At 56.7% G+C, this 21687-nt stretch carries 18 protein-coding genes; 10 read left to right on the plus strand and 8 right to left on the minus strand.

The annotated features are described in order from the left end of the window. Position 1 precedes the first annotated feature (1 nt). The 4 genes from dmul_RS10170 (at position 2) to dmul_RS10185 (ending at position 3071) form a co-directional block, all read left to right on the plus strand. Positions 2-214, plus strand: coding sequence for a hypothetical protein (locus dmul_RS10170; RefSeq protein ID WP_020875072.1), 213 nt, complete (start codon positions 2-4; stop codon positions 212-214). Positions 215-226: 12 nt separating this feature from the next. Beyond that, positions 227-994 (plus strand): 2Fe-2S iron-sulfur cluster-binding protein, encoded by a 768-nt coding sequence (locus tag dmul_RS10175; RefSeq protein WP_020875073.1) that lies wholly within the window; start codon positions 227-229, stop codon positions 992-994. 325 nt (positions 995-1319) lie between these two features. Next, on the plus strand, positions 1320-1922 hold the full coding sequence (locus tag dmul_RS10180) for a peroxiredoxin (protein WP_020875074.1): 603 nt from the start codon (positions 1320-1322) through the stop codon (positions 1920-1922). A gap of 39 nt (positions 1923-1961) precedes the next feature. Next, positions 1962-3071, plus strand: coding sequence for a lytic transglycosylase domain-containing protein (locus tag dmul_RS10185; RefSeq protein WP_020875075.1), 1110 nt, complete (start codon positions 1962-1964; stop codon positions 3069-3071). 30 nt (positions 3072-3101) lie between these two features. On the opposite strand, the gene dmul_RS10190 is transcribed toward dmul_RS10185, so the two are convergent. Genes dmul_RS10190 through pncB form a run of 3 tightly spaced genes read right to left on the minus strand, consistent with a single transcriptional unit; the run spans position 3102 to position 6863 of the window. Then, the gene (locus dmul_RS10190) at positions 3102-4862 is read right to left on the minus strand and encodes an NrtR DNA-binding winged helix domain-containing protein (RefSeq protein ID WP_020875076.1); all 1761 of its coding nucleotides are present in this window, start codon (positions 4860-4862) and stop codon (positions 3102-3104) included. 40 nt (positions 4863-4902) lie between these two features. Beyond that, the gene (locus dmul_RS10195; RefSeq protein WP_020875077.1) at positions 4903-5679 is read right to left on the minus strand and encodes a cysteine hydrolase family protein; all 777 of its coding nucleotides are present in this window, start codon (positions 5677-5679) and stop codon (positions 4903-4905) included. After that, positions 5676-6863, minus strand: coding sequence for a nicotinate phosphoribosyltransferase (gene pncB, locus dmul_RS10200; RefSeq protein WP_020875078.1), 1188 nt, complete (start codon positions 6861-6863; stop codon positions 5676-5678). Before pncB ends, dmul_RS10195 begins: the two co-directional genes overlap by 4 nt. Positions 6864-7164: 301 nt before the next feature. Between pncB and dmul_RS10205 the strand changes: the two genes are divergently transcribed. The 3 genes from dmul_RS10205 to dmul_RS10215 all read left to right on the plus strand — a co-directional run bounded on the left by dmul_RS10205 (position 7165) and on the right by dmul_RS10215 (position 11532). Beyond that, the gene (locus dmul_RS10205) at positions 7165-7929 is read left to right on the plus strand and encodes an enoyl-CoA hydratase/isomerase family protein (RefSeq protein WP_020875079.1); all 765 of its coding nucleotides are present in this window, start codon (positions 7165-7167) and stop codon (positions 7927-7929) included. 152 nt (positions 7930-8081) lie between these two features. Next, a complete protein-coding gene (locus dmul_RS10210; protein ID WP_144016425.1) occupies positions 8082-10247 on the plus strand; it encodes an acetate--CoA ligase family protein in 2166 nt (721 codons plus the stop codon). Between the two features lie 19 nt (positions 10248-10266). Further along, positions 10267-11532, plus strand: coding sequence for a competence/damage-inducible protein A (locus tag dmul_RS10215; protein ID WP_020875081.1), 1266 nt, complete (start codon positions 10267-10269; stop codon positions 11530-11532). Between the two features lie 112 nt (positions 11533-11644). On the opposite strand, the gene dmul_RS10220 is transcribed toward dmul_RS10215, so the two are convergent. The 3 genes from dmul_RS10220 to dmul_RS10230 all read right to left on the minus strand — a co-directional run bounded on the left by dmul_RS10220 (position 11645) and on the right by dmul_RS10230 (position 13933). Beyond that, complete coding sequence (locus tag dmul_RS10220; protein ID WP_020875082.1) at positions 11645-12271, minus strand: GAF domain-containing protein; 627 nt, start codon at positions 12269-12271, stop codon at positions 11645-11647. A gap of 521 nt (positions 12272-12792) precedes the next feature. Beyond that, positions 12793-13437 carry a thermonuclease family protein gene (locus dmul_RS10225; protein WP_020875083.1) on the minus strand — a complete coding sequence of 215 codons (645 nt, stop codon included), beginning with the start codon at positions 13435-13437 and terminating at the stop codon, positions 12793-12795. Between the two features lie 7 nt (positions 13438-13444). Continuing rightward, complete coding sequence (locus dmul_RS10230; protein WP_020875084.1) at positions 13445-13933, minus strand: ferritin-like domain-containing protein; 489 nt, start codon at positions 13931-13933, stop codon at positions 13445-13447. Between the two features lie 324 nt (positions 13934-14257). Between dmul_RS10230 and dmul_RS10235 the strand changes: the two genes are divergently transcribed. The 3 genes from dmul_RS10235 (at position 14258) to dmul_RS10245 (ending at position 18404) form a co-directional block, all read left to right on the plus strand. Then, on the plus strand, positions 14258-15562 hold the full coding sequence (locus tag dmul_RS10235) for a helix-turn-helix domain-containing protein (protein ID WP_020875085.1): 1305 nt from the start codon (positions 14258-14260) through the stop codon (positions 15560-15562). Between the two features lie 99 nt (positions 15563-15661). Continuing rightward, a complete protein-coding gene (locus dmul_RS10240) occupies positions 15662-16381 on the plus strand; it encodes a GAF and ANTAR domain-containing protein (RefSeq protein ID WP_020875086.1) in 720 nt (239 codons plus the stop codon). A gap of 370 nt (positions 16382-16751) precedes the next feature. After that, positions 16752-18404, plus strand: coding sequence for a glutamate synthase-related protein (locus dmul_RS10245; protein ID WP_020875087.1), 1653 nt, complete (start codon positions 16752-16754; stop codon positions 18402-18404). A gap of 78 nt (positions 18405-18482) precedes the next feature. Here the strand turns inward: dmul_RS10245 and lpdA are convergent, their stop codons facing one another. Beyond that, complete coding sequence (gene lpdA, locus dmul_RS10250) at positions 18483-19895, minus strand: dihydrolipoyl dehydrogenase (RefSeq protein WP_020875088.1); 1413 nt, start codon at positions 19893-19895, stop codon at positions 18483-18485. A gap of 1 nt (position 19896) precedes the next feature. Continuing rightward, positions 19897-21201: a 2-oxoglutarate dehydrogenase complex dihydrolipoyllysine-residue succinyltransferase gene (odhB, locus tag dmul_RS10255; protein WP_020875089.1), complete on the minus strand. Its 1305-nt coding sequence runs from the start codon at positions 21199-21201 to the stop codon at positions 19897-19899. Between the last annotated feature and the right edge of the window lie 486 nt (positions 21202-21687).

Here is a 21687-nt window from a genome sequence, read left to right on the forward strand (position 1 = left end):
AATGACGTTTCGCAAGGGTCAACACATCGAAGTTTTTCAGCGTTCCGAAGACGAGAGTTGGGAGGATTACATGGACGAGTATATCGGGTGTCACGGTATTATCGTGGATCCGGACACTTCGGTGAACGATCCGGACGCCCTTATCGAGGTCAGCCTGGAGGGAAAAGGGACTCATCGCCTGCCTCAGGATTGTCTTCGTGCCCTCAACCATTAATTGGAGCACATCATGATCAATTTTGTAATCAACGACCGGCGTATTTCGGTGGAAAAGCAAACATCCGTGCTTGAGGCTGCGAGGGCTAACGGTGTGGATATCCCCGCGCTGTGCTTTCACCCTGCCCTTAGACCCTCGGGATCCTGCAAACTCTGCGTGGTCGAGATCATCGGCCACCCCGACATGGCGAATATTCCGACCACCATGCTTTCGTGCATTCTCAAGGTCAAGGATGGTATTGTCATCACAACTGAAAGCGATCAAGTCCAGGAAGCCCGCATCAAGGCGTTCAGAAACCTTCTCCAGATGGCGCCGCAATCCAAACCAATTCGACAGATGGCTGAACGGTACAACGTCCCCCTGGGGCCTGCCCCGGACGGGTGCATCCGTTGTCGTCTGTGTGTCCGGATATGCAAAGATATCGTGGGGGCCGGCGCACTGAAAATGGAAAAACGAAACGGAACCCATTATGTCGTCCCTGTCGAAGGACGCTGTATCGGGTGCGGCACCTGTGCCAATATCTGTCCCACAGGGGCCATCAAGGTTGAGGATCAGGATAATATGCGTATCATCAGCATCCGGGATGAGATTATCGTTCGTCATCCCCTTGCCACCTGCGAAGCCTGCGGTAAGCGTTTTGCCACCACCAAATTCCTGGCATACATCGAACAACGGACCGAGCCGCATCCCCATACCAAGGAAGAGCACCGCTATTGTCCGACCTGTGCTAAACTGTTTTCCAATCAGATCAAAACCTTTTCCAGACCTGCCAAACGATAGCGGATTGTGGGGGGGGGCATTCGAAGGTGTTGGGAAACACAGACTTGAAAATCCGCGAAACGGTCTTATGATTAAGCGTCAACACATGTGATAATGACGTTTCACTATCGTCTTTCGGGTGTCGGCAAAGGGTGATACATGCTCCCCCGGCGGCCCCCGAGTCGGTAGGCTGGAGACGATGGCCTCAAGGGGTGCGCTCGTTACGCAAGGCGCACTGTGCGGCGCAGTCCGAATGTGCGAAATTCCCCTTAGACCTTTGGTCTCATCTCGCAACGGTCGACAGTCGCGCTGTTTCAACGGATTTAACAAGGAGAGGAGGGAATCCATGAGTATATTGGTCGCAAAACCCGCTCCCCACTTTACGGCGCCGGCGGTCATGCCCGACGGTATCATCCGGGACGATTTCAAGTTGAGCGAATACCGGGGAAAATATGTCGTTCTTTTTTTCTGGCCACTCGATTTTACCTTTGTCTGCCCTACGGAAATCATTGCCCACGACCACAGGATAGACGCATTCCATGAGCGCAACGCCGAAGTGATCGGCATATCCATCGACAGCCAGTTCACCCACTTCGCGTGGCGAAACACCTCCGTCGACGACGGCGGCATCGGTGCGGTCCAATTCCCCATCGTCGCCGATGTCAAGCATGAGATCACCCGGCAATACGGGGTGGAGCATCCCGAAGCCGGTGTTGCCCTCAGGGCCTCTTTTCTCATCGACCGGGACGGCATCGTTCAACATCAGGTGGTCAATAATCTGCCCCTGGGGCGAAACGTCGATGAAATGCTGAGAATCCTGGATGCGCTCCAGTTCACCGAGGCGCACGGGGAGGTCTGCCCTGCGGGATGGCGCAAGGGAGATATGGGAATGACGCCCTCTGCGGAGGGTGTGGCGTCATACCTCTCCACCAAGGCCGATAAGCTGTAATCCTGCCGATTAACCCATCAAGGAAGATATGACGTCAACATGAATATCAGACAAGCGTTTCTGGCAATGACAACCTGGATTTTCCTCGCGGCTCCCGGACTCGCGGCAGAGACGCCCCTGAAAATCTCAGAGGTCTCCCTGTTTCCCACCAACCTCGCGGACATCCGGATTTCACCGCCTCTCGACTTCTGCGGTGAGCCCGTGCCGCTGGACGACCCGGACATCCTGGAAAATCTGGAGAAGGAATTGCTGCTCACGATCTGGAACCGGCCGCAGTTCATTCTCTACGTCAAGCGTTCGGCCCGCTACATGCCTTTCATCGAAAAGATGCTCCGGGAAAACCACATGCCCGAGGACCTGAAATATGTCGCCATTGCCGAGAGCGCACTGCTTCCCCACATCGGGTCCTCGGCCGGCGCCGTCGGCTACTGGCAGTTCATCAAGTGGACGGGGCAAAAATACGGGCTCAGAATCGACAATGACATCGATGAACGCCGGAACATCTTCGCCTCGACCCGGGCGGCCATTCGCTATTTCAAAAAATTGTATGGGGACTTTGGTTCATGGACGCTTGCCGCAGCATCCTATAACATGGGCGAGGCGGGGCTCAATCGACGAATCGCGGAACAAAACACGCGCAACTACTACCATCTCTATCTTCCCCTGGAGACCCAACGTTACATATTCAGAATTCTCGCCATCAAGCTGGTGCTCTCAGACCTGTCCAAATACGGTTTCGATCTTTCTCCGTCGGATCTCTACCCACCGGTGGCGTTTGATCGAGTTCGTCTCGACATCACCAGCGACGTCCCTGTTCGGACCATTGCCGACGCCGCCGGCACCTATTTCAAGAAGATCAAGGATCTCAATCCGGAAATCCGCGGCAACCGCCTGGTTCAGGGAAACCATGTCATACTGGTCCCCAAGGGTGCTTCGAAGGGTTTTGCCCAACGCTTCAACACCCTTCTCGCCCAACAGAAAGCGGCCCGGGCGGCCATGAAAAAAGAGATTTACGTCGTGAAAGCGGGCGACACCCTCACCCTGATCGCCGAAAGCCTGAACATTCCTTTAAGGGATCTGCTCGAGTGGAACCAGCTGCGATACAACAGCACCATTCATCCGGGCCAGCGCCTCCTCGTCATGCGTTGATCCCTCGGGAAAAAGGGACCAGACCCCCAATCAGACGTAGCCCTCTTTGATACCATCAAATTTAAGCTGCTTAGGGGGGCGCCCCACCGAATAAGCGCCCCCCTCCGCAGTCAATTCCCGGATTCGGTACATGGATCGGATCTTGCGCTTGAAATTGGCCGCATCCAGCCGCCGGCCCAGAACAATCTCATAAACCTTCCGCAGATCCGGCCAGGTGAACCGGTCCGAAACCAGTTCGAAAGCGATGGGCGTGTAAGAGATTTTCCCACGAATTCGTTCCGTCAGGTCGAGGAGAATGCGCTCCTGATCCTTTGCCGGAACCCTGTTACGGTCTCCAGGAATCGTTCGGTAGTCCCTGAGAGGCATCCACGCAGACTCCGCCGAATTGCCGGAGCGCTCACGACCGGCGATGCGCTCATAGGGTACCAGCGCGAAATAGGCCACGTTGACCCGGCATTCCTGCCTGGATTCGACGACACCGCCGTAGGTTTTCAGCTGCTCGATGTAAATGTCCGCAAGACCGGTTTCCGCCGCCAGTTTCCGAACGGCGATCTCAGAGAGATCTTCCCGAAAAGGCAGTTCCAGGGGACCGCCGGGAAGCATCCATTCGCCGGCGGGAGGTTCATCTTTTCCGCGGATCATCAGCACCGACAGTTGATCGTCTTTCAACGTGCAAACGGCGATATGGATAAAAACCGAAGATCGATCGCACAAGGCCGCCGGGGTTGTGGTCGAGGATTGCCGCCGAGGCTGAAAATGGCGGTCGGGCAGGGCGGAAACGGTTTCGCCTTCGCCTTTCCTCCGATAAAGTCGATGATGCCGGATATAGGATTCAACCGCGGCGGGCACCAACCCTCGAATCGAAACGCCTGCGGCGGCTCTGGCCCGGACCTCGGTTGCGCTGATATCGGGGATTGCGACGTCCGTAAGGATCACATGGGGGGGCCGCGACAACAGCCCGTGATATCGCTCCAGGTCGTAACCCGCCCGGGGCAGAATGATAAACGGCACCCGCGCGGCCAATGCATCGGCATGCTGCCATTTCGTGTCGAAATCAAACACGCAGTCGGCCCCGATCACCATGTGAAAGACATAATAATCCCGATAGTCCGGGTCGTCGAGCAATCGGGAGAAGGTCTCATAGGTCACCCCGGAAAGCCGGTGGTCGATCTCATAACCGAAATACCGGATTCCCGGCGTCTCCACCAGCCGGATCATTCGGATGCGATGCGAAGAATACCCCCGATGCTTCTCGAAGGGGTGGTGATAGGCCGGCATCATCCACACCTGATGAACATCCGGCAGAACCTTCAGGATCGCTTCAGCCATCATGATGTGAGCGTTCGTCACCGGGTTGAAAGACCCTCCGATAATTGCGATCTTCCGTTTTTTACGGGGCCGGCGGTTCTTGTAGTACTTGGCGTAGGGGGTTCGAAAATGGCGGCCGTAGACTGCTGAATCATCCAGGTGTAGATCGATGCCGTTTCGCCGGCAGTGTTCCGCTTTGGCACGCTCCCACAGGTCTTCATCCACGTAGGGATTCCCTCGAATCGTTTCTATGGTCGCGCCCGATTCCCTGGCGTGGGAGATAATGGAGAATAGATGCGTCCAGGAGAGTCCCAGAACGGTCTTCAGATAGTGTTCCAGTTCGGGTGTTCTTTCGACGCCGGTGAGAAGATGCACCTCGTGGCCGTTCTCGACCAGAAGACGCGTCAACCCGGAAAAAAAAGCCACATCCGCATCGGCGACGCCGTGAACGTCGATTCCGAATTTGAGAATCCGTTCTGTCATGATACGTCCCTCGGGACGGCGCATACTCGCCCGGGACACCTCATGCGGCCCGTTCCGTTTCCGAAAGAACAACCCCCGCAGCGCGCATCCGTTCAAAGAAGGCCGCCGCCCTTTCCTCGAATCCGGCGACGGGCGACATGGCGTCGGTCAACAGGACAATCTTTCGCGGAATCTCCGGGTCGTTGCTGAAACGAACGACGTCCGCCACCGTATCCGCCACACAGTGAGAGGCGGCTTCTCCGGCCACCCAGATTCGGTCGGCCTCGTCAAGTCTCTGCAGCAGACTCTGGTTGATCTGGGTGAAAGGATCGTCGGGAACCGCTACCGAAGGCCGGATAGCGGAAAAATTTTCCGTGAAGCGGTTGGCGCCTTTCATTACGAAATCGAGATCGTGAAACCGTTCCCGCCAGTCGTTCAGCACGTCGAGCAGCGGCGCGAAAACCTGATGCCCCCACGTGCCGATCAGACAGTGGTAGGGCCAGATCACGTGTTCGCCGATGGTTTCCATGTAGGTCCGGGTCCATTCGCGGTGGCTCGGATCCGCCGCTCGGTAGCGTCCGGCATCGACATCCCGGATGGAGATTCGGGTAAACGGCTCGGGAGGCTTGCCGTCGGCGTCGATCCACCAGATGGGATGGGCGATGTGAATTTTGTTGTGGGAATCGAGCGTGACGACAATCTGGCGAATATCCCCGGCGCGACGGCGGATAAAGCCGGCAAGGCGCTGCATGTCCGCATCCGCACCCCCGACATAGAGTTCGCCTTCGGGATCGCAAAAGGCGTTTTGAGGGTCGATAATCATCAACAGTGTTTTCATGGTAGACCTCCTGCCGCTACTTTTCGTTTAAACACGCTCTTGAGATAGGATAGATACTCGGCATCCTTGCACATCTGCTTGCCCGGGGTGTCGGATATCTTGGCGACGGGAGCGCCCTGGCATCGGATCATTTTGATGACGATCTGAACAGGCTTCTCGGTAATATCGTTGGTGAGGTTGGTGCCGATGCCGAAGGCGGTCTGAATCCGTCCGTTGAAATACCGGGCGAGCTCGATGGCTTTGTCGAAGGAAAGGCCGTCGCTGAAAATGGCCCGCTTGATCTGCGGAGACACCTTCAGTCTCCGGTAATGAGCAATGAGACGGTCGCCCCAGTGGAAGGGGTCCCCGCTGTCATGCCGGCAGCCGTCGAATAGCTTCGCAAAATACATGTCGAAATCGCTCAGAAACGCTTCGAACCCCACGGTATCGGACAGGGCGATGCCCAGGTCGCCGCGATATTCCTGGGCCCAATGTTCAAGGGCGAATTTCTGGCTGTCCACGAGTCGGGGCCCCAAAGCCTGGGCCGCCATAATCCATTCGTGGGCCATGGTGCCGATGGGCGTGAGGTCGAATTTTCTGGCGAAATAGACGTTGCTCGTCCCGATGAAATTGCGGGGCAACGCCTTCTTGAGGACCGCGATGATATGCTCCTGCCACGCTCTGGAGAAACGTCGTCGGGTCCCGAAATCGGAAAAACTGAACCCCAGATTCTCCGCGTTGGCGGCCTTGACGAGTGCGATCTTGTCGAAGAGCTTCCCGCGGCCCGTATCGAAATTCGGGTGGGGTACGATATTGCTGAAGTAGACCTCGTTCACAATGGCCAGAACCGGAACCTCGAAAAGAATCGTATGCAACCAGGGCCCCTTGATCCCGAGTTTGAATTTGCCGTCCTCGCTTTTGACATGAATGTAGTCCCGCTGGAGATGAAACAGACGAAGAAACTGGATGAAATCCTTTTTCAGGAATCTCAGATCACCGAGATAATTCAGCTCTTCCGGAGTGAACCTGAGGGTGCAGAGGTGATCGATTTCGGCGGCGACGGTATCGACGACGGGCGACAAATCAATGCTGTCGTCCCGACAGTTGAACTCGTATTCGACTTCGGCCCACGGAAACTGGTGCAGCACACCCTGCATCATGGTAAGCTTATACAAATCGGTATCCAAAAGCGAGTTGATGATCACAGCCTGTCCTTTTCTGGAGGTATGACACTCATTTTTTTGATATTCATCCCTTATCCAGTTCATTACTCTTATTAAATTTTTAAGAAGTCAAACTGTTTTTGGTAAAAATAACCTCAATACCCGATCAAATCCCTTTGACATGCGCGGGGGTTGTGCGTAGAAAATGATAAAAGGGAAGGTTGAAGACTAACGACTGGAGGCTGGAGGCTGAAGACTGAAGGGGTGATCAACGCTCCGTTCCTCACACACGCACCCCTTCAGCCTTCAGCCTATAGCCTTCAGCCCAAAGAAAGGAAAAGCCATGAATCTCGAATGCATTGGATACGAAAAACGCAAGGGCGTCGGCATCATCACCCTGAACCGCCCCCAGGTTCTCAATGCCATGAATCGTCGTCTGTGGCTCGATTTTCAGACGGTACTGGCGGAGGCCGGTGCGGATCCCGATATTCGCGCCGTCGTGATTACCGGGGAGGGCAGGGCTTTTTCATCGGGGGCCGACCTTAAAGACAGTCGAAACCGCAGCCAAACGGACTATCGCGCCTATCTCGAGGAACTCCAACAGGCTTCCCGACGCCTCATCCGGTTCGATAAACCCGTCATCGCCGCCATCAACGGGTATGCCATCGGCTCGGGCTTCGAACTGGCCCTGGCCTGCGATATCCGCATTGCCGCTGAAAACGCCCGCATCGGGCTGCCGGAAGCCAAGGTCGCCTCTTCGGTGACCGGCGGCGCGCTCCGCCTTCTCCAGGATCTCGTCGGACCGGGAAAGGCCAGGGAGCTGCTCTTTACGGGTGACTTCATCGAGGGATCGGAAGCAGCGCGTATCGGGCTCGTCAACCTCGCCGTTCCCCTGGAGCAACTCATGGGAACGGCGCTCTCCATGGCCGAAAAGATCGCACAAAACGCCCCGCTTTCCATCAAAATGATCAAAAAGGGGCTTCACATGGCTCAAGGAGAGACAAGCATGGAGGCGCTGATGGATTTTGAAATCGAGGCCTGCCTGGCCTGCGTGTCCGCCGAGGAACGAAGGGTATCTCTCGATACCTTTGAGACCCGGAAAAAATAAGGACGCATCTCTCGGCTTTCGTGATGGAGGCTGAAGGCTGAAGAGGCATAAATACCCCGTTCGGCACAGATGCACCCCTTCAGCCTATAGCCTTCAGCCTTCAGCCTATGTAATGAAGACAATGCCCCCCGGCAGGGGGAGAGGGGATGGTCATGACGCTTGACAAAATCATGAACGCCGAGACCGTCGCGGTGATCGGTGCATCCAGAAACGAGACCAAACGCGGATATCAGGCTATCCGTACGCTTCTGGACGAGAAATACGAGGGAACTATTTTTCCGGTCAACCCAAAGGAACAGCGGATTATGGGCTTGAAATGCTATAAAAGCCTTCACGACATCGATGGCCCAGTTGATCTGGCGCTGATCACGACACCGGCCCGAAGCATCCCCGCCGTTCTCGAAGAGTGCGGTGAAAAAGGGGTTTCAGGCGCCGTTGTCATCGCCGGAGGCTTCGGAGAAACCGGTCTTCAGGGAAAGGTCCTGGAAAACGAGATTCTGGCGGTTGCCAACAGACACAACGTCCGACTGATCGGCCCCAACACCTCCGGCCTGATGAATCTGAAAAGGAACATGAATCTGGTGGGCCTCAGGGACGTCCCCCGGGGCAACATCGCACTGCTCTCCCAAAGCGGAAACATGGCCCTCACCATCATTACCGAAGCGAAGCTTCGCAGCCTCAAGGGGTTTTCCTATTACATAGGGGTGGGCAACGAAGCGGATGTCAAGTTCCATGAATATCTCGCTTTTTTTCAAGAGGATCCCGACACCCAGGCCATCCTGATGTATGTGGAAGGCATGAAGGACGGCCGAAAATTTCTACAGCAGGCCTATAAGACCAGCCGGACCAAGCCCATCATTCTGCTCAAAAGCGGCCGGTCCTCCACCGGCCGACGCTCCGCCGGATCGCATACCGGGGCTCTGGCCGGCATTTCGGAGGTGGCACGGACGGCGTTTCAACGCGCGGGAATCATCGTCATTGAAAACTCCGATGAGCTCTTTCCCTGCGCCGAAACCCTCTCTAGCCTCCCGCCGGTCCGCGGCAACAGGATCGCCATCCTGGCCGACGGGGGCGGGCATGCCGTCATCGCCGCCGACCTCCTCACCGATTTCGGCGTCAGGATTCCGGAGCTCTCTGAAAAAACCCAGAATCTGTTGAAACGGATCCTGCCGCCGGGGGCTTCGCTGAAAAACCCTGTTGACGTCGCCGGCGGCACCGATGCGGATCCGACAATATTCGCCCAATGTGCGAATATCATTCTTAAAGACCCTGCCGTGGGTGGTCTTCTGATTGTCGGCCTGTTCGGCGGATACGGCATTCGATTCGCCGAATCCCTCGCACTGAAAGAGGAGGACGCGGCGCATCAGATGGGAAAGATGGTCACAAAGCGCAACAAGCCCATTGTCCTGCACAGTCTCTACAATTCCGAAAAACCCCACTCGCTTCATCTGCTGCGGTATTACGGCATCACCGTCTATGATTCACTGGATGTCGCCTGTAAGTGCATCTCGGTCCTGGCCAGGCGCGGCAGCTATCTCAAGAGCTATCACGCCAAGACCAATTTCGTTCTCAATTGGGGGCAGAAAGCCCGTTCGGAAGGACGCCGGATCATCAGCAACGCCCGCGCGGAAGGTCGCAGCGTCCTTCTCGAGCATGAAGCCAAGCATATGCTTCACCTCCACGGCGCGCCGGCGTTCCGTGATCGGTTGGCGACGACGGGTGCGGCGGCGATCGATTTTGCCCGGGAAGTGCGCGGACCCGTGGCGCTCAAGCTTGTTTCCCCGGATATTCTTCATAAAAGCGACGCCGGCGGGGTCAAACTCGGCCTCAAGACCGACGATGAGGTGGGGACCGCTTTCGCAGAAATCATTCAAAACGCCAGGAATTTCAATCCGGATGCGGACGTTCGGGGCGTGCTCGTATCACCCATGGCCCGAAGCGGGGTGGAGACCATCATCGGCACCAAAACCGACGACCAGTTCGGTCCCGTCATCATGTACGGACTCGGCGGGATTCTCGTGGAAATCCTGAAGGACGTTTCGTTTCGCGTGCTGCCCATTTCGCCCAACTCGGCGAAGAAAATGATCGAAGAGACCAAGTCGGCACCCATTCTGGACGGCGTCAGGGGCAGGGGGCCCTATGACAAGGCCGCACTCAGGTCCGTACTGCTGATGTGCTCGGAAATCATCGAATCCTATCCCGACATCCTGGAGATGGATTTGAATCCGGTGATCGTTCATGAGCGCGGTGTCAGCATCGTGGATGCCCGAATCATCCTCAAACCGGCGGGTGAAACATCGTACCCGGAACCGTCTTAGCCATGGAGGAGCGTACCTTATGATCGCCGAAATTCTGGCCACCGGAGAGGAGCTTCGCACCGGGGCACTGGTCGACACCAACTCCGCTTATCTCGCCCGCGAGCTGGAAGCCTTGGGCATAGACGTTTCCCGGCATCAGTGCGTTGGAGACGATTCCGCGACCATCGCCACCGTCCTCGAGGAGATCGGAGATCGTGCGGATCTGGCGTTGGTCACCGGCGGCCTCGGTCCCACCGAGGACGACCGGACGTGTGAAGCCGCCGCAAGGGCCGCCGGCGTGCCCCTGGAAATGAAGAACGACGTTCTGGACGGCATTCGACGGTATTTTGCGGAACGCCGGATACCGATGCCGCCGTCCAATGAGAAACAGGCTCTCATACCCATGGGCGCGGATCTTCTGGCAAACCCCGTGGGCACCGCGCCGGGGTTTGCCGTGATGATCGGCCGGTGCCGATGCTGTTTCATGCCCGGCGTGCCCTTCGAGATGAAGCGGATGTTCAGGGATCGGGTCCGGCCGATCATCGATGCAATGACAGACTCCTCCCTCGGGGTCCGCCTGAATCGAACCCTTTCGGTCTTCGGTCTCACCGAATCGGCAACCGATGAGCGCCTTAAAGGCCTGGAGCAGGCTTTTCCCGGCATCCGATTGGGGCTGCGGGCAGTATTTCCCGAGATCCAGATCAAGCTTTACGGGGACGGCAGCGATGCGGAAACGCTGGCGGGAAAAATGCAGGAAGCGACGGCATGGGCCGCGGCGCGGCTGGGGGATCGGGTTTTTTCCGTGACGGAGGAATCGATGGCCGCCGCCCTGGGACGTCTGCTTCGACAGGAACAGGCGAGCCTGGCGCTGGCGGAAAGCTGTACGGGAGGTCTTATCGCCAACAGCGTCACGGATGTCCCGGGCAGCTCGGATTATTTCCTTTTTTCAGCCGTGACCTACAGCAATGATGCAAAAATGAACATCCTGGGCGTATCGCCGGATACGCTGAGCCGTTTCGGCGCCGTCAGCACTGAAACAGCCAAAGAGATGGCGGCAGGCGTTCGTCGGATTACCGGCGCCACATACGGTCTTTCGGTCTCCGGCATCGCAGGCCCTTCCGGCGGGACTCCGGAAAAGCCTGTCGGCACCGTCTGCATCGGGCTGGCCGGACCCTTCGGAGCAACAGCCAGACGCCTGACACTCAGTTTCGCCACACGCGAAATGAACAAAGCCATGTTCGCCATGAAGGCGATGGATATGCTGCGGCGGAGCCTCATGGCGAAAAAAGCGGACGAACGCCTCTGAAGCGATAGGAAATGTCGGCTGCAATGCACCGGCAAATCGCTGCAGTCCCGACAAAAGAGACACGCCGGCGCATGAGGCTATCCGCGCCGGCGCTTTGGATTGCAGCATTGCTTCAGGAGGTTTTCCGAGGCGTGTCGGTTGCGGGAACGCTGACAGGAACCCCCTCGTAGGGTGTTCGTCGTCGACTTCTGGTGGTCTGAGCTTCCCGCATCTGGCGAAGGACCTCGATGGCTTCCTTCTGTCCCTGGTAGAGGCGGGACATATCGACGGCCATGCCGGCGATCTGGGCCAGGCCCTGGACGAAGTTGACGTCATCGAGGGTAAATTCCCAGGGTTCGGCGGTATAGACCCTGAGAGCCCCCAGCATTTTGCCGCCGACGGCGATAGGCACCGAAAGGATCGATTTGATGCCCTCCCTGACCGCAGCCTCCGGATACTGAAGTCTTGGATCGTCCTCCACATCGTAAATGGCGATCGGTCCGTCCTCCAGGGACTGGGCGATGGATGACATGGCGCTGATCGGCCCTTTGTTGAGGTATTCGTCGCTCAGCCCGAACGAGGCCGCAATTTCAAGTTCGTGGGTTTTGCGGTTGAAAAGAAACAGCGTGCATCCCTTGACGTTCAGGGCGGTTTTGATGCCCTCGACGGTCATGAGTACCACTTCCTCGGGATCCCTGGAATGAGAGATGGCTTTGGTAATCTTGACGAAGGACTCGTAATTGATGACTTTTCTGTTCATCCGACCCTCCTTTGTCCGGTGATGTTGCCGTTATTGGCGGTGGTCCAGTTCCGCGGTGCGGCTTTTGGGCTTCCGGCAAACGATCTTCGTTTCCGCCGGAAGCACTGAACACAGCACTTCAGTTTCACGGGCACCTCCTTCCTCCAAACCTGACAAATCCTCTGAATCGGCCTCCGGGATCCGAATGACGAAGGCCAATCCTTGTTATAAAAGGGCTTATAGCCCTTACGTCGGCAGGGTTGCGGTCGCGATGCAACAGTGAACAGGCCAAAAATCACGTGAGAAGGTCAAGAACAGTAAATGAACAGGGTCGATGGGATCGTTAGAATGCCGGTTGAGATATAAATCGTGAAAAGGCTGAAAGGATGTGTCTTTGGCGAATGGGCGCTCAGGCCCCTTCAGCCTTCACCAACCGCGAATCAATTATACATTATGAAATTATTTCACAAAAATCAAGTCGGAAAATTGGGCGCATCTCGTTCGGCAAGGATTGCAGCGGCGCAGATCGGCTGGATCTGCGTCTACCGGGGGTGCCTGGCCCGCCATTGACGGGGAGATACGTATCCGCGCCCCTGAATCCACATACCCCGTTTGTGTTTCCGGGCGCGCCGCTCTGCCGCGAGGTAAGGCCGCGCATCAAAGCCCTTCGGCAGCCGTCCTTTGTAAACCTCGGCATAGCCGGCCTCGACCATGGCGAGACCGATGTTCCGGCCTTCGGCAAACACCTCGGCAAGATGCCGGTTGTAGGCGTCCATGCCATAGCCTTTGACACGAAACGATCGATTCGATATCAGCCCTTTCAGATGATGCGCGGCCTTGTTGCCGTAAGGTTGCGACGGCGTTCCACGTTTACGGTTTTTTCGCTCCGGTGCATCGATTCCCACGATGCGGACGTGGATGGCGAGATTGTCGTCGGCGGCCATGAAACTGTCCCCATCAAAAGCACGTGTCATCCGAAAGCTTCGCGCCGACAGCCTCGCAGGAGATACCCTGCCGTTTTCACTGACGATGCTCCGCCCCGTTTCTTCAGGGTGGACGGCGTCGGCAAAGAGATCGCCGCTCTGCAACAAAACGAATGACACCAGCGCCAGTCGAACAATGGCGGAAAAGTTCCAATGCGTGCGCTCGGAGACGCCGGGTCCGCATCCACTCCGGGTCCGCACCATGCCGGCCTCAGCAATCACTGAAGGCGGGATGGGCCGTTTCGCTCCCCAAAAAAACCGTGAGCCGCTCGACATGACGGTTCTCCTCGTTGATGATCGTCTCGAGCATTCGCTTTGCTGCCGGATCCTCAATGAAAGGTGTGAGCATTTCATAAAAGAGAATGGTATCCTTTTCGAATTCGATAAACGTGCGAATCATGTCGTTCTGGTCAGCGATATTCGAAAAATCGACATCCTCGAGAGAAAAACCGCGATCTCCAAGTATTTCGTCAAGCATTTCCCGACTCAGTTCCCGGGAAAACGAATGATTTCCGCTATCCGGATGCTTTTGTTTGAGACGGGAAAAATATGTCGCATGGTGGGATTCCTCGTCGGCCATCCATGCCAGCAGAGCGGACAGCATCGGATCCGAAACCTTGTCCGCAGCCTCGCGATAGATCTTCTCGCCGTTTTTTTCGAATTGAACGGCCATGTCCAGTATCTCGTTTATCAGAAACATACGCTCCTCCGATATCCTTGGTGCCGAAATTCAAAGCCGGCGATCCCGAGCGCCGCCCAACCGATAAAACCGCGCTGTGCTGTGACCCAATACCACATCAAAGCCTGTGAGGTCCATTTCGAAATCAGATGATGCCCGGATTACCGATTTGTCGTGAAACCGCCGGCATCAAGATCTCATTTTGACGATTGAGACCGTATAATTGACAGTTTCAATTATTTACGTTATTCACTCAACTTTCGACTTTCACAGGCCGATGCCGGCCGGAAATTCGGGAAGCGTTTTGCTCCACTCATTCAACTTCCGCCGCGAGGGTGCAACGGAATGGATTCGAGTCAAATTCGGATTACCTCGGGGGTGAGCGAGCTCGACCGCTTGCTTGGAGGACTTTTTATCGGCGACAACGTCGTCTGGTACGATGACGCCGGAAGTTTGGCGGGAACCTTCTGCATCAACTTCATACAGGCCTCCCAGGCTGAAAACAAGTTTGTCATATATGTCAGCTTTGACCGATCCCCTAACAACCTGCTGGAAAAACTCGGCGACCTCGCTGAAAACCCACGCCTCACCATCGTGGACTGCTTCACCTGCGGCAAAGGCGAAGGCTCCGATATTTTCAATCGGTTCTATAAAAAAGATCGCCATCGACGACAGTCCTGCAACATCGTAAAGATCAACGAACCTCAGGCTTTCCGACAGGTGATGGCGGCCCTCCAAAATATCCACAAGCCGCTTCAGGGAGACGTTCGGTTCGTTTTCGAAAGTCTTACGGGCATGCAGGATCTGTGGGGCGGGGAGGAGGCGGTTCTCAAATTCTATACCCATTCCTGCCCGCAGTTGTATGAACTGAACACCATCGCCTATTGGATCGCCGAGAAAGGGGCCCACTCGCTCAGGCTCAAGGCCCATATCAATCAGATTGCCCAGGTGGCCGTGGATCTCTCCATGAAACGGGGCCGTTCTTCCCTGACTCTCCTCAAGGCTGAAAAACGTAACCCCGGCACGGTGAACACGCCCAGATATTACTGGACCGACGGCACGCAGATCCGCTTTGAGGACCAGAAGCGGGCCTCAGGTCCCATTGACATCGGGCAGCGACTCAAAGCGCTTCGTACCCGTCAGGGAATTTCCCAGACCGAACTCGCCAGATCGGTCGGGGTAACGCCCAGCACCATCTCCCAAATCGAGAGCAATCTGATCTACCCGTCCCTGCCGGCCCTGTTCAAGATCGCCGACACGCTCTCCATCAAGATCTCGGCGTTTTTTCAGGAAAAGGCCCGTCAGAACGACCCTGTGGTCTTTTCGGTAACAGGCGGCGTCAATATCCGATTCCCGAACCTGCCCAAAGAAAGCATTCAGGGAAAACTCCTGACCCCCATCGGATCGACTCCGCGCGTCGAGACGTCGGTAATCGAAATCCCGGAACACACGGTCCTTCCTGCTCATTTTTACATGCACAAGGGGGAGGAGTTCGGTTACGTGACGGCAGGGCGACTCCAAATGGAAATCAAACAGGTCGCTTACGACCTGTCGGCAGGCGATATCATCTACCTTACCGCCGAGGTACCCAGTCAGTGGAAAAATCCCGGACCGGGGCCGGCTCGTCTCCTCTGGCTGAAAATCAGATAGTCTCCAGGGCCGGCCCATGAAAGCCGAAAGTCGAGTCATCACATCAGGTTTTCAGGCCGGGATCTTGCCACCCCCTTTTTTTTCAGATATATTGAACGCATGAAATCCGACACACGCCAATCCCACGACGAGTATGTGAAGGCCCTCACCGACATCAGTCGGGCCATTACATCGGATCTGTTTCTGGAGGATCTGCTCAAGCTCATCGTCATGGTCACCGCCAACGTCACCGGCGTGGCCATCTGCTCCCTGTGGCTCATCGAGGAGATTGACGGCCGTCCGAAAATCCGGCTGAAAGCGACGCAGGCCATCGCTCCGGAATACGTCAAAGACCGGTCCCTCAATCTGACCGAAGGGGTCGTGGGCTATGTTGCCACCACCAAGCGACCGCTGATCATCAAAAACGTTCTGAAAAGCAAACGGTTCAAGGAAAAAGAGATGGCCAGGAAGCTCGGGCTCATCTCCATGCTGAGCGTTCCCCTAGAGGTCAAGGAGGAGAAAGTGATCGGCGTCCTGAACTGCTTTACATCCGAACCGCACGATTTTTCAGAGACCGAGGTCAACCTCATCACCGCCGTATCGAACCAGGCGGCCCTTGCCATTCTGAACGCCGAACTGGTGGTCAAGACCAAGGTCATCCAGGAGGAGTTGGAGACCCGAAAGATTATCGACCGCGCCAAGGAGATCATTATGCATCGTCGCGGCATGAAGGGCGACGAGGCCTATCGATGGATTCAGAAAAAAAGCATGGACAGCCGGAAATCCATGCGGCAGGTGGCCGATGCCATTCTGCTCTCGGAAGAGTTCTACCACACCTGAACCGCGGCCATCGGGACTTCAATGCTCCGGTGGGAGCGGGGCGCGCCCGCGAAATTTCTCTTCAGTCTTCAGTTTTTTCCGGCCGGCATCACGAAAATCAAAATTGCGACACCCTGTTTTTTTCCGCCCCAATAATTTTTGCTTGACATCCCTTTTCAGTAAAACTAAAATATTTACTCAAAATTAAGTGTTCTTTCGTTGCCGTACAATGGCGTTCGGCGAACACGGGGGAACCTCAAAGACAGAGATAGACAAAGGCGTCTGATTTTCTTCGATAGCGAAGACAGACGCCTTTTTGTTTTTTAGCGATGGGAAAGCGTTCAGAAACAACGATCTCTCATCTCAACCAGTTAAAAAAAGGAGAAATAACGTGCGCTTTTCTAAAACCAATGATGTTCTGGGAACGGTCAATCGCGGAAATCCGACGGAATCAGGACTGTGCACCCTGTGCCGGGCGGATTGCGAGGGAAAATGCGAAACATGGCTGTCAAGTCTCGTTGGGCGCAAGCTGCTTTATCCGAGAAGCTTCGGTATCGTGACGGCCGGTTCCAACAACACGACCCATGTGGGGGTTTCCTATAATTCATTGCGAATTCAAGGCTATGCCTACGGCGCTCACGGGCTGGGGGAAGGCTTGAGCACGGATCCCGACGACTGTATATTCCCGAACGTCAATCTGACCACCCAATTCGGAAAAGCCGTTAAGACCAAGGTTCGCATGCCGCTCATGACCGGCGCTATGGGGTCGACCTTCGTGGCCCAGAAGTACTGGGACGCATTTGCCATCGGCGGCGCGCTGGTGGGCATCCCGGTCGTCATCGGCGAAAACGTCGTCGGGGTCGACCGGAACTCGGAGATCACGCCTGGAGATGTCCGAAAGGGCAAGATCAAGAGCGCTCCCGAGCTCGAGCGACGGATCGACGGTTATCTCCGATATTTCGACGGATACGGCGCCATCATCGTTCAACTCAACGTGGAAGACACCCGGAACGGCGTTGCGGAATTCGTGGCCGACAAATACGGCGACAAGTGCATCATCGAGCTCAAATGGGGGCAGGGCGCCAAGAACATCGGCGGCGAAATCCAGGTCCGGAGCCTCGATTACGCACTTTTCCTGAAAAACAGGGGTTACATCGTGGATCCGGACCCCACCATTCCCGAAGTTCAGGAAGCTTTTGAGAACGGCTCCATCAAGTCTTTCGCCCGTCACAGCCGGTTGGGCGCCACCAATATGGACACCGTCGATCAGGTCCGAAGGGATTTCATGAGCACCGTTGAATACCTCCGGAGCATCGGTTTCAATCGGATCACGCTTAAAACCGGCTCCTACGGGATGGAAGAACTGGCCATGGCCATCAAGTTCGCCACCGACGCAAAGCTCGATCTGCTCACCATAGACGGTTCCGGCGGCGGCACCGGCATGAGCCCCTGGAACATGATGCAGAGCTGGGGCGTGCCGTCCATCCACCTCCACGCAAAGGCATATGAGTATGCGAGCATTCTGGCCGCAAAAGGCCAAAGCGTTGTGGACATGTCATTTGCCGGGGGGTTTGCAACGGAGGATCACATCTTCAAGGCCCTGGCGCTGGGAGCGCCTTTCACCAAGATGGTCTGCATGGGCAGAGCCGTTATGGTGCCGGGCTTCGTGGGAGCCAACATCGAAGGAGCGCTCTTCCCCGACAGAAGAGGCGCCGTCAACGGCCACTGGTCCGAGCTGCCGAAAACCGTCCAGCGGGTCGGCAACAGCGCCAAGGAAATCTTTGCCGCTTATTTCGACGTCGAAAAGAAGGTGGGCAAGGATGAAATGAAGCACATTCCCTACGGTGCCATCGCCTTCTGCACCCTGGCGGACAAGCTGGCCGGCGGTCTGCAGCAGCTCCTGGCCGGCGCCCGCAAATTTTCCATGTCCCAGATCACGCGGAACGAGATCTTCTCGGCCAACCGGGAAACCGCCCTCGAGATCGGGGTTCCCCACGTGTCCGACATCAACAATGAAAGCGCGAAAAAGATTCTCAATTCCTGAACCAATGCCGGAATAACGGTGTCCCGCGGCGCCTTTCGGAACCCCTCCGGAAGGCGCCGCCAAATCATGGAGAAGGGTCTACGAGGTATAGATGGAGCACTTGCGGGCGGACTGAGCGGCCTCCATCAGGGCCTCCGAAAAGGTCGGATGGCCGTGAACCGTCCGCGCGATGTCTTCCGAACCGGCACCGAATTCCATTGCCAGGACACCCTCGGCGATCATGTCGGCGGCGCGAGGACCCAGGATATGGACCCCGAGAATGCGGTCCGTCTTTGAGTGACAGATCAGTTTGACAAAGCCGTCGGTTTCACCCATGCATCGGGCCCGCCCGGTCCCCGAAAAGGGGTAGGTGCCCACACAATAGGGAATCCGGCGTTCCTTGGCCGTCTCTTCGGTGATGCCGACGGCGGCCGCCTCGGGCCAGGTGTAGATCACGGCGGGAATGGCATCGTAGTTGACCTCTCCCGGTTTTCCCGCCATGTTTTCCACGGCGGCAATGCCCTCGGCAGAGGCTTTGTGAGCCAGAGCGGGTCCGGGGACGAGATCGCCGATAGCGTAGACGGTCTCGGCATCGGTCTGATATCGGCTGTTGACCCGGACGTGACCGGTTCGGGAGTCCGTTCCAACGCCCGCCGCCTCCAGGTTGAGGCCTCGTGTCAGGGGTCTGCGTCCGACGGCCACCAGGACGCGGTCACATTCCAGGGTAGAGGCGCCGTCCTTTCCTTCCACCGCAACCTTTACGGTGCCGTTCGTCACCGTCACCCCGGAGACCCTCGTTTCGAGACGGAAATCCAGCCCCTGCTTTCTCAACATCCGTTCCAGTGACCGGATGATTCGGCCGTCCATCGTCGCTGCAATCTTGGGCAGCATCTCGACAACCGTCACCGCCGACCCCAGCCGCCGCCAGACCGACCCCAATTCCAGACCGACATAGCCCCCGCCCACCACCACCAGGTGCTCAGGTACCGCGTCAAAGGAGAGCGCCCCCGTCGAATCGACAATACGATCGCCGTCGATGGAAATCCCCGGGACTGAAACGGTTTCGCTGCCCGTTGCCAGGAGGATATTTTTGGCGCTCAGGATTTTCGGGCTGCCGTCGTCGACGGTCACGGCGACTTCCCGGGGGCTCTCGAGACGGGCTGTACCATGAAAAACATCGATCTTGTGTCTGTCCAGGAGCTTTTCCACCTGATCGGTCAGGTCGGCCACGACCTTTTCCTTTCGAGCCATCATGACGGCCAGGTCGAAAGAGAGATTGTCAAACCGGATCCCGTGATTTGAAAAATTTTCCTTTGCCTGAATGAAGTGTTCGCTGGAATCGAGCAGGGCCTTGCTGGGAATACACCCGACATTGAGACAAACGCCGCCCAGACGCGCCGCCTTCTCGACGCAGGCGACCTTGAAACCCAGTTGAACCGCCCGTACCGCCGCCACATAACCGCCGGGGCCCGAGCCCACCACCACCAGATCGTATTGTTTTTTCTCCCCCATATCAGACCTCCATCAGCATGCGTTCCGGGTTTTCAATCATCTCCTTGATCCGTTTCAGGAAGGTGACCGCCTCCCGCCCGTCGACGATCCGGTGGTCATAGCTGAGTGCCGTGTACATCATGGGACGGATGACGATTTCGTCGTCCACCACGACCGGTCGTTTCTCGATCCGGTGCATCCCCAGAATGGCGCTTTGCGGTGGGTTTAAAATCGGCGTACTCAGGAGTGACCCGAACACGCCGCCGTTGGTGATGGTAAAGGTCCCCCCCTCGAGGTCGGAGAGTTCCAGTCGGTTTGCCCGGATTTTTTCCACGTAATCGACGATGGCCTGTTCAATGTCGGCAAACCCGAGTCGATCGACGTCTCGGATGACCGGAACAACGAGGCCCTTGGACGATCCCACGGCGATGCCGATATGATAATAGTGGTGAAATACGATGTCGTCGCCGTCGATAAAGGCGTTGATCTGGGGAAACTCGCGAAGGGCCTGAACCGTCGCCTTGAGGAAAAAGGACATGAAGCCCAGGGAGACATCGTATTTTTTCTTGAAGTCCGCCTTGAACATGGAGCGCATCTCCATGCATCGACTCATGTCGATATCGTTGAAGGTGGTCAGCGAAGCGGTATTCTGTTTGGCCGCAAGGAGCCGGGCGGCGATTCGCTTGCGGATGGGGCTCATGGGCTTTCGTTCTATGCCCGGTTCCGCTTCAGGTTTCGCCTCACCGGCCGGCGTGTCGGATGGTTTTTCCGTGGTTGCGGATTTCGCCTCCAGATGCAGCAGGACGTCTCCTTTGGTCATGCGGCCGCCTGGCCCGGTGGCTTCGATCCCGGAGGGATCGAGGTCATGAAGGGCCACCAGACGCCGAACCGACGGAGAGAGATCGAGATCGTCCCGGACAGCATCCGGTCCCGGGTCGGCCCCTTGCTTCCGGGTCGCTTTATCGGTCTTCTCAGCCGTCTCGGTCTTCTCAGCCGTGTCGGTCTTCTCAGCCGTGTCGGTCTTCTCAGCCGTCTCGGTCTTCTCAGCGGTCTCGGTCTTCTCAGCCGTCTCGGACGCCTGGGCGGATTCGCCTTCCGTGATGATTTCACCCACCACCTTGCCGACAGCCACCGTTTCCCCCTCCCGGACCCGAATTTTGAGAACCCCATCCGCCTCGGCCACGACCTCCAGGGTGACCTTGTCCGTTTCGATCACGAAAAGGGGTTCATCCTTTTTCACGGTTTCGCCGTCCGCTTTGTACCACTGGGCCAGAATCGCTTCTTGAACCGATTCCCCGACGCTGGGGATTTTAATCTCTATTGCCATGGCTGCTCCTTCTTCATCTGTTTGACGCAATTTTCGCCTTTCGTAGTGTTGACCGAAAAGCGTTTGAGGCTGACGGAGTCATTCACGGGCATAACCCGCTTCTGCTGAGGGATAAACGCGCCGTTTGTCGCAAGCCCGCCCCTTCAGTTTTCAGCCTGAATCGGGACCATTCTCTGCCGGCGCCGGCGGCTGAACATCGAAAGTTGACTATTCAACTTTCGACTTTCATGATGGTAACCGGAAAGAGGTGCCGGGAGGATACGGCCCGGGCCCCTTCAGCGGTGAGTTTTAGTGCCGCTTAAGCGCCGCGGCGGATCAGCGGCCCGGACTGTTTGAGCGCAGCGAGTTTCCGGGCCGCCCGGAGCAAGCTTTAGCGGCACTTGAACGAAACCGCGTGGGGCGCGGGCCGTATCCTCTCGGCACCGGCCTATGAAAGTCGAAAGTTGAGTTGACTATTTAAGCCGACGATGTCTTGAAGGACGGCCG

This window comes from Desulfococcus multivorans, from assembly GCF_001854245.1.
Lineage (GTDB): Bacteria > Desulfobacterota > Desulfobacteria > Desulfobacterales > Desulfococcaceae > Desulfococcus > Desulfococcus multivorans.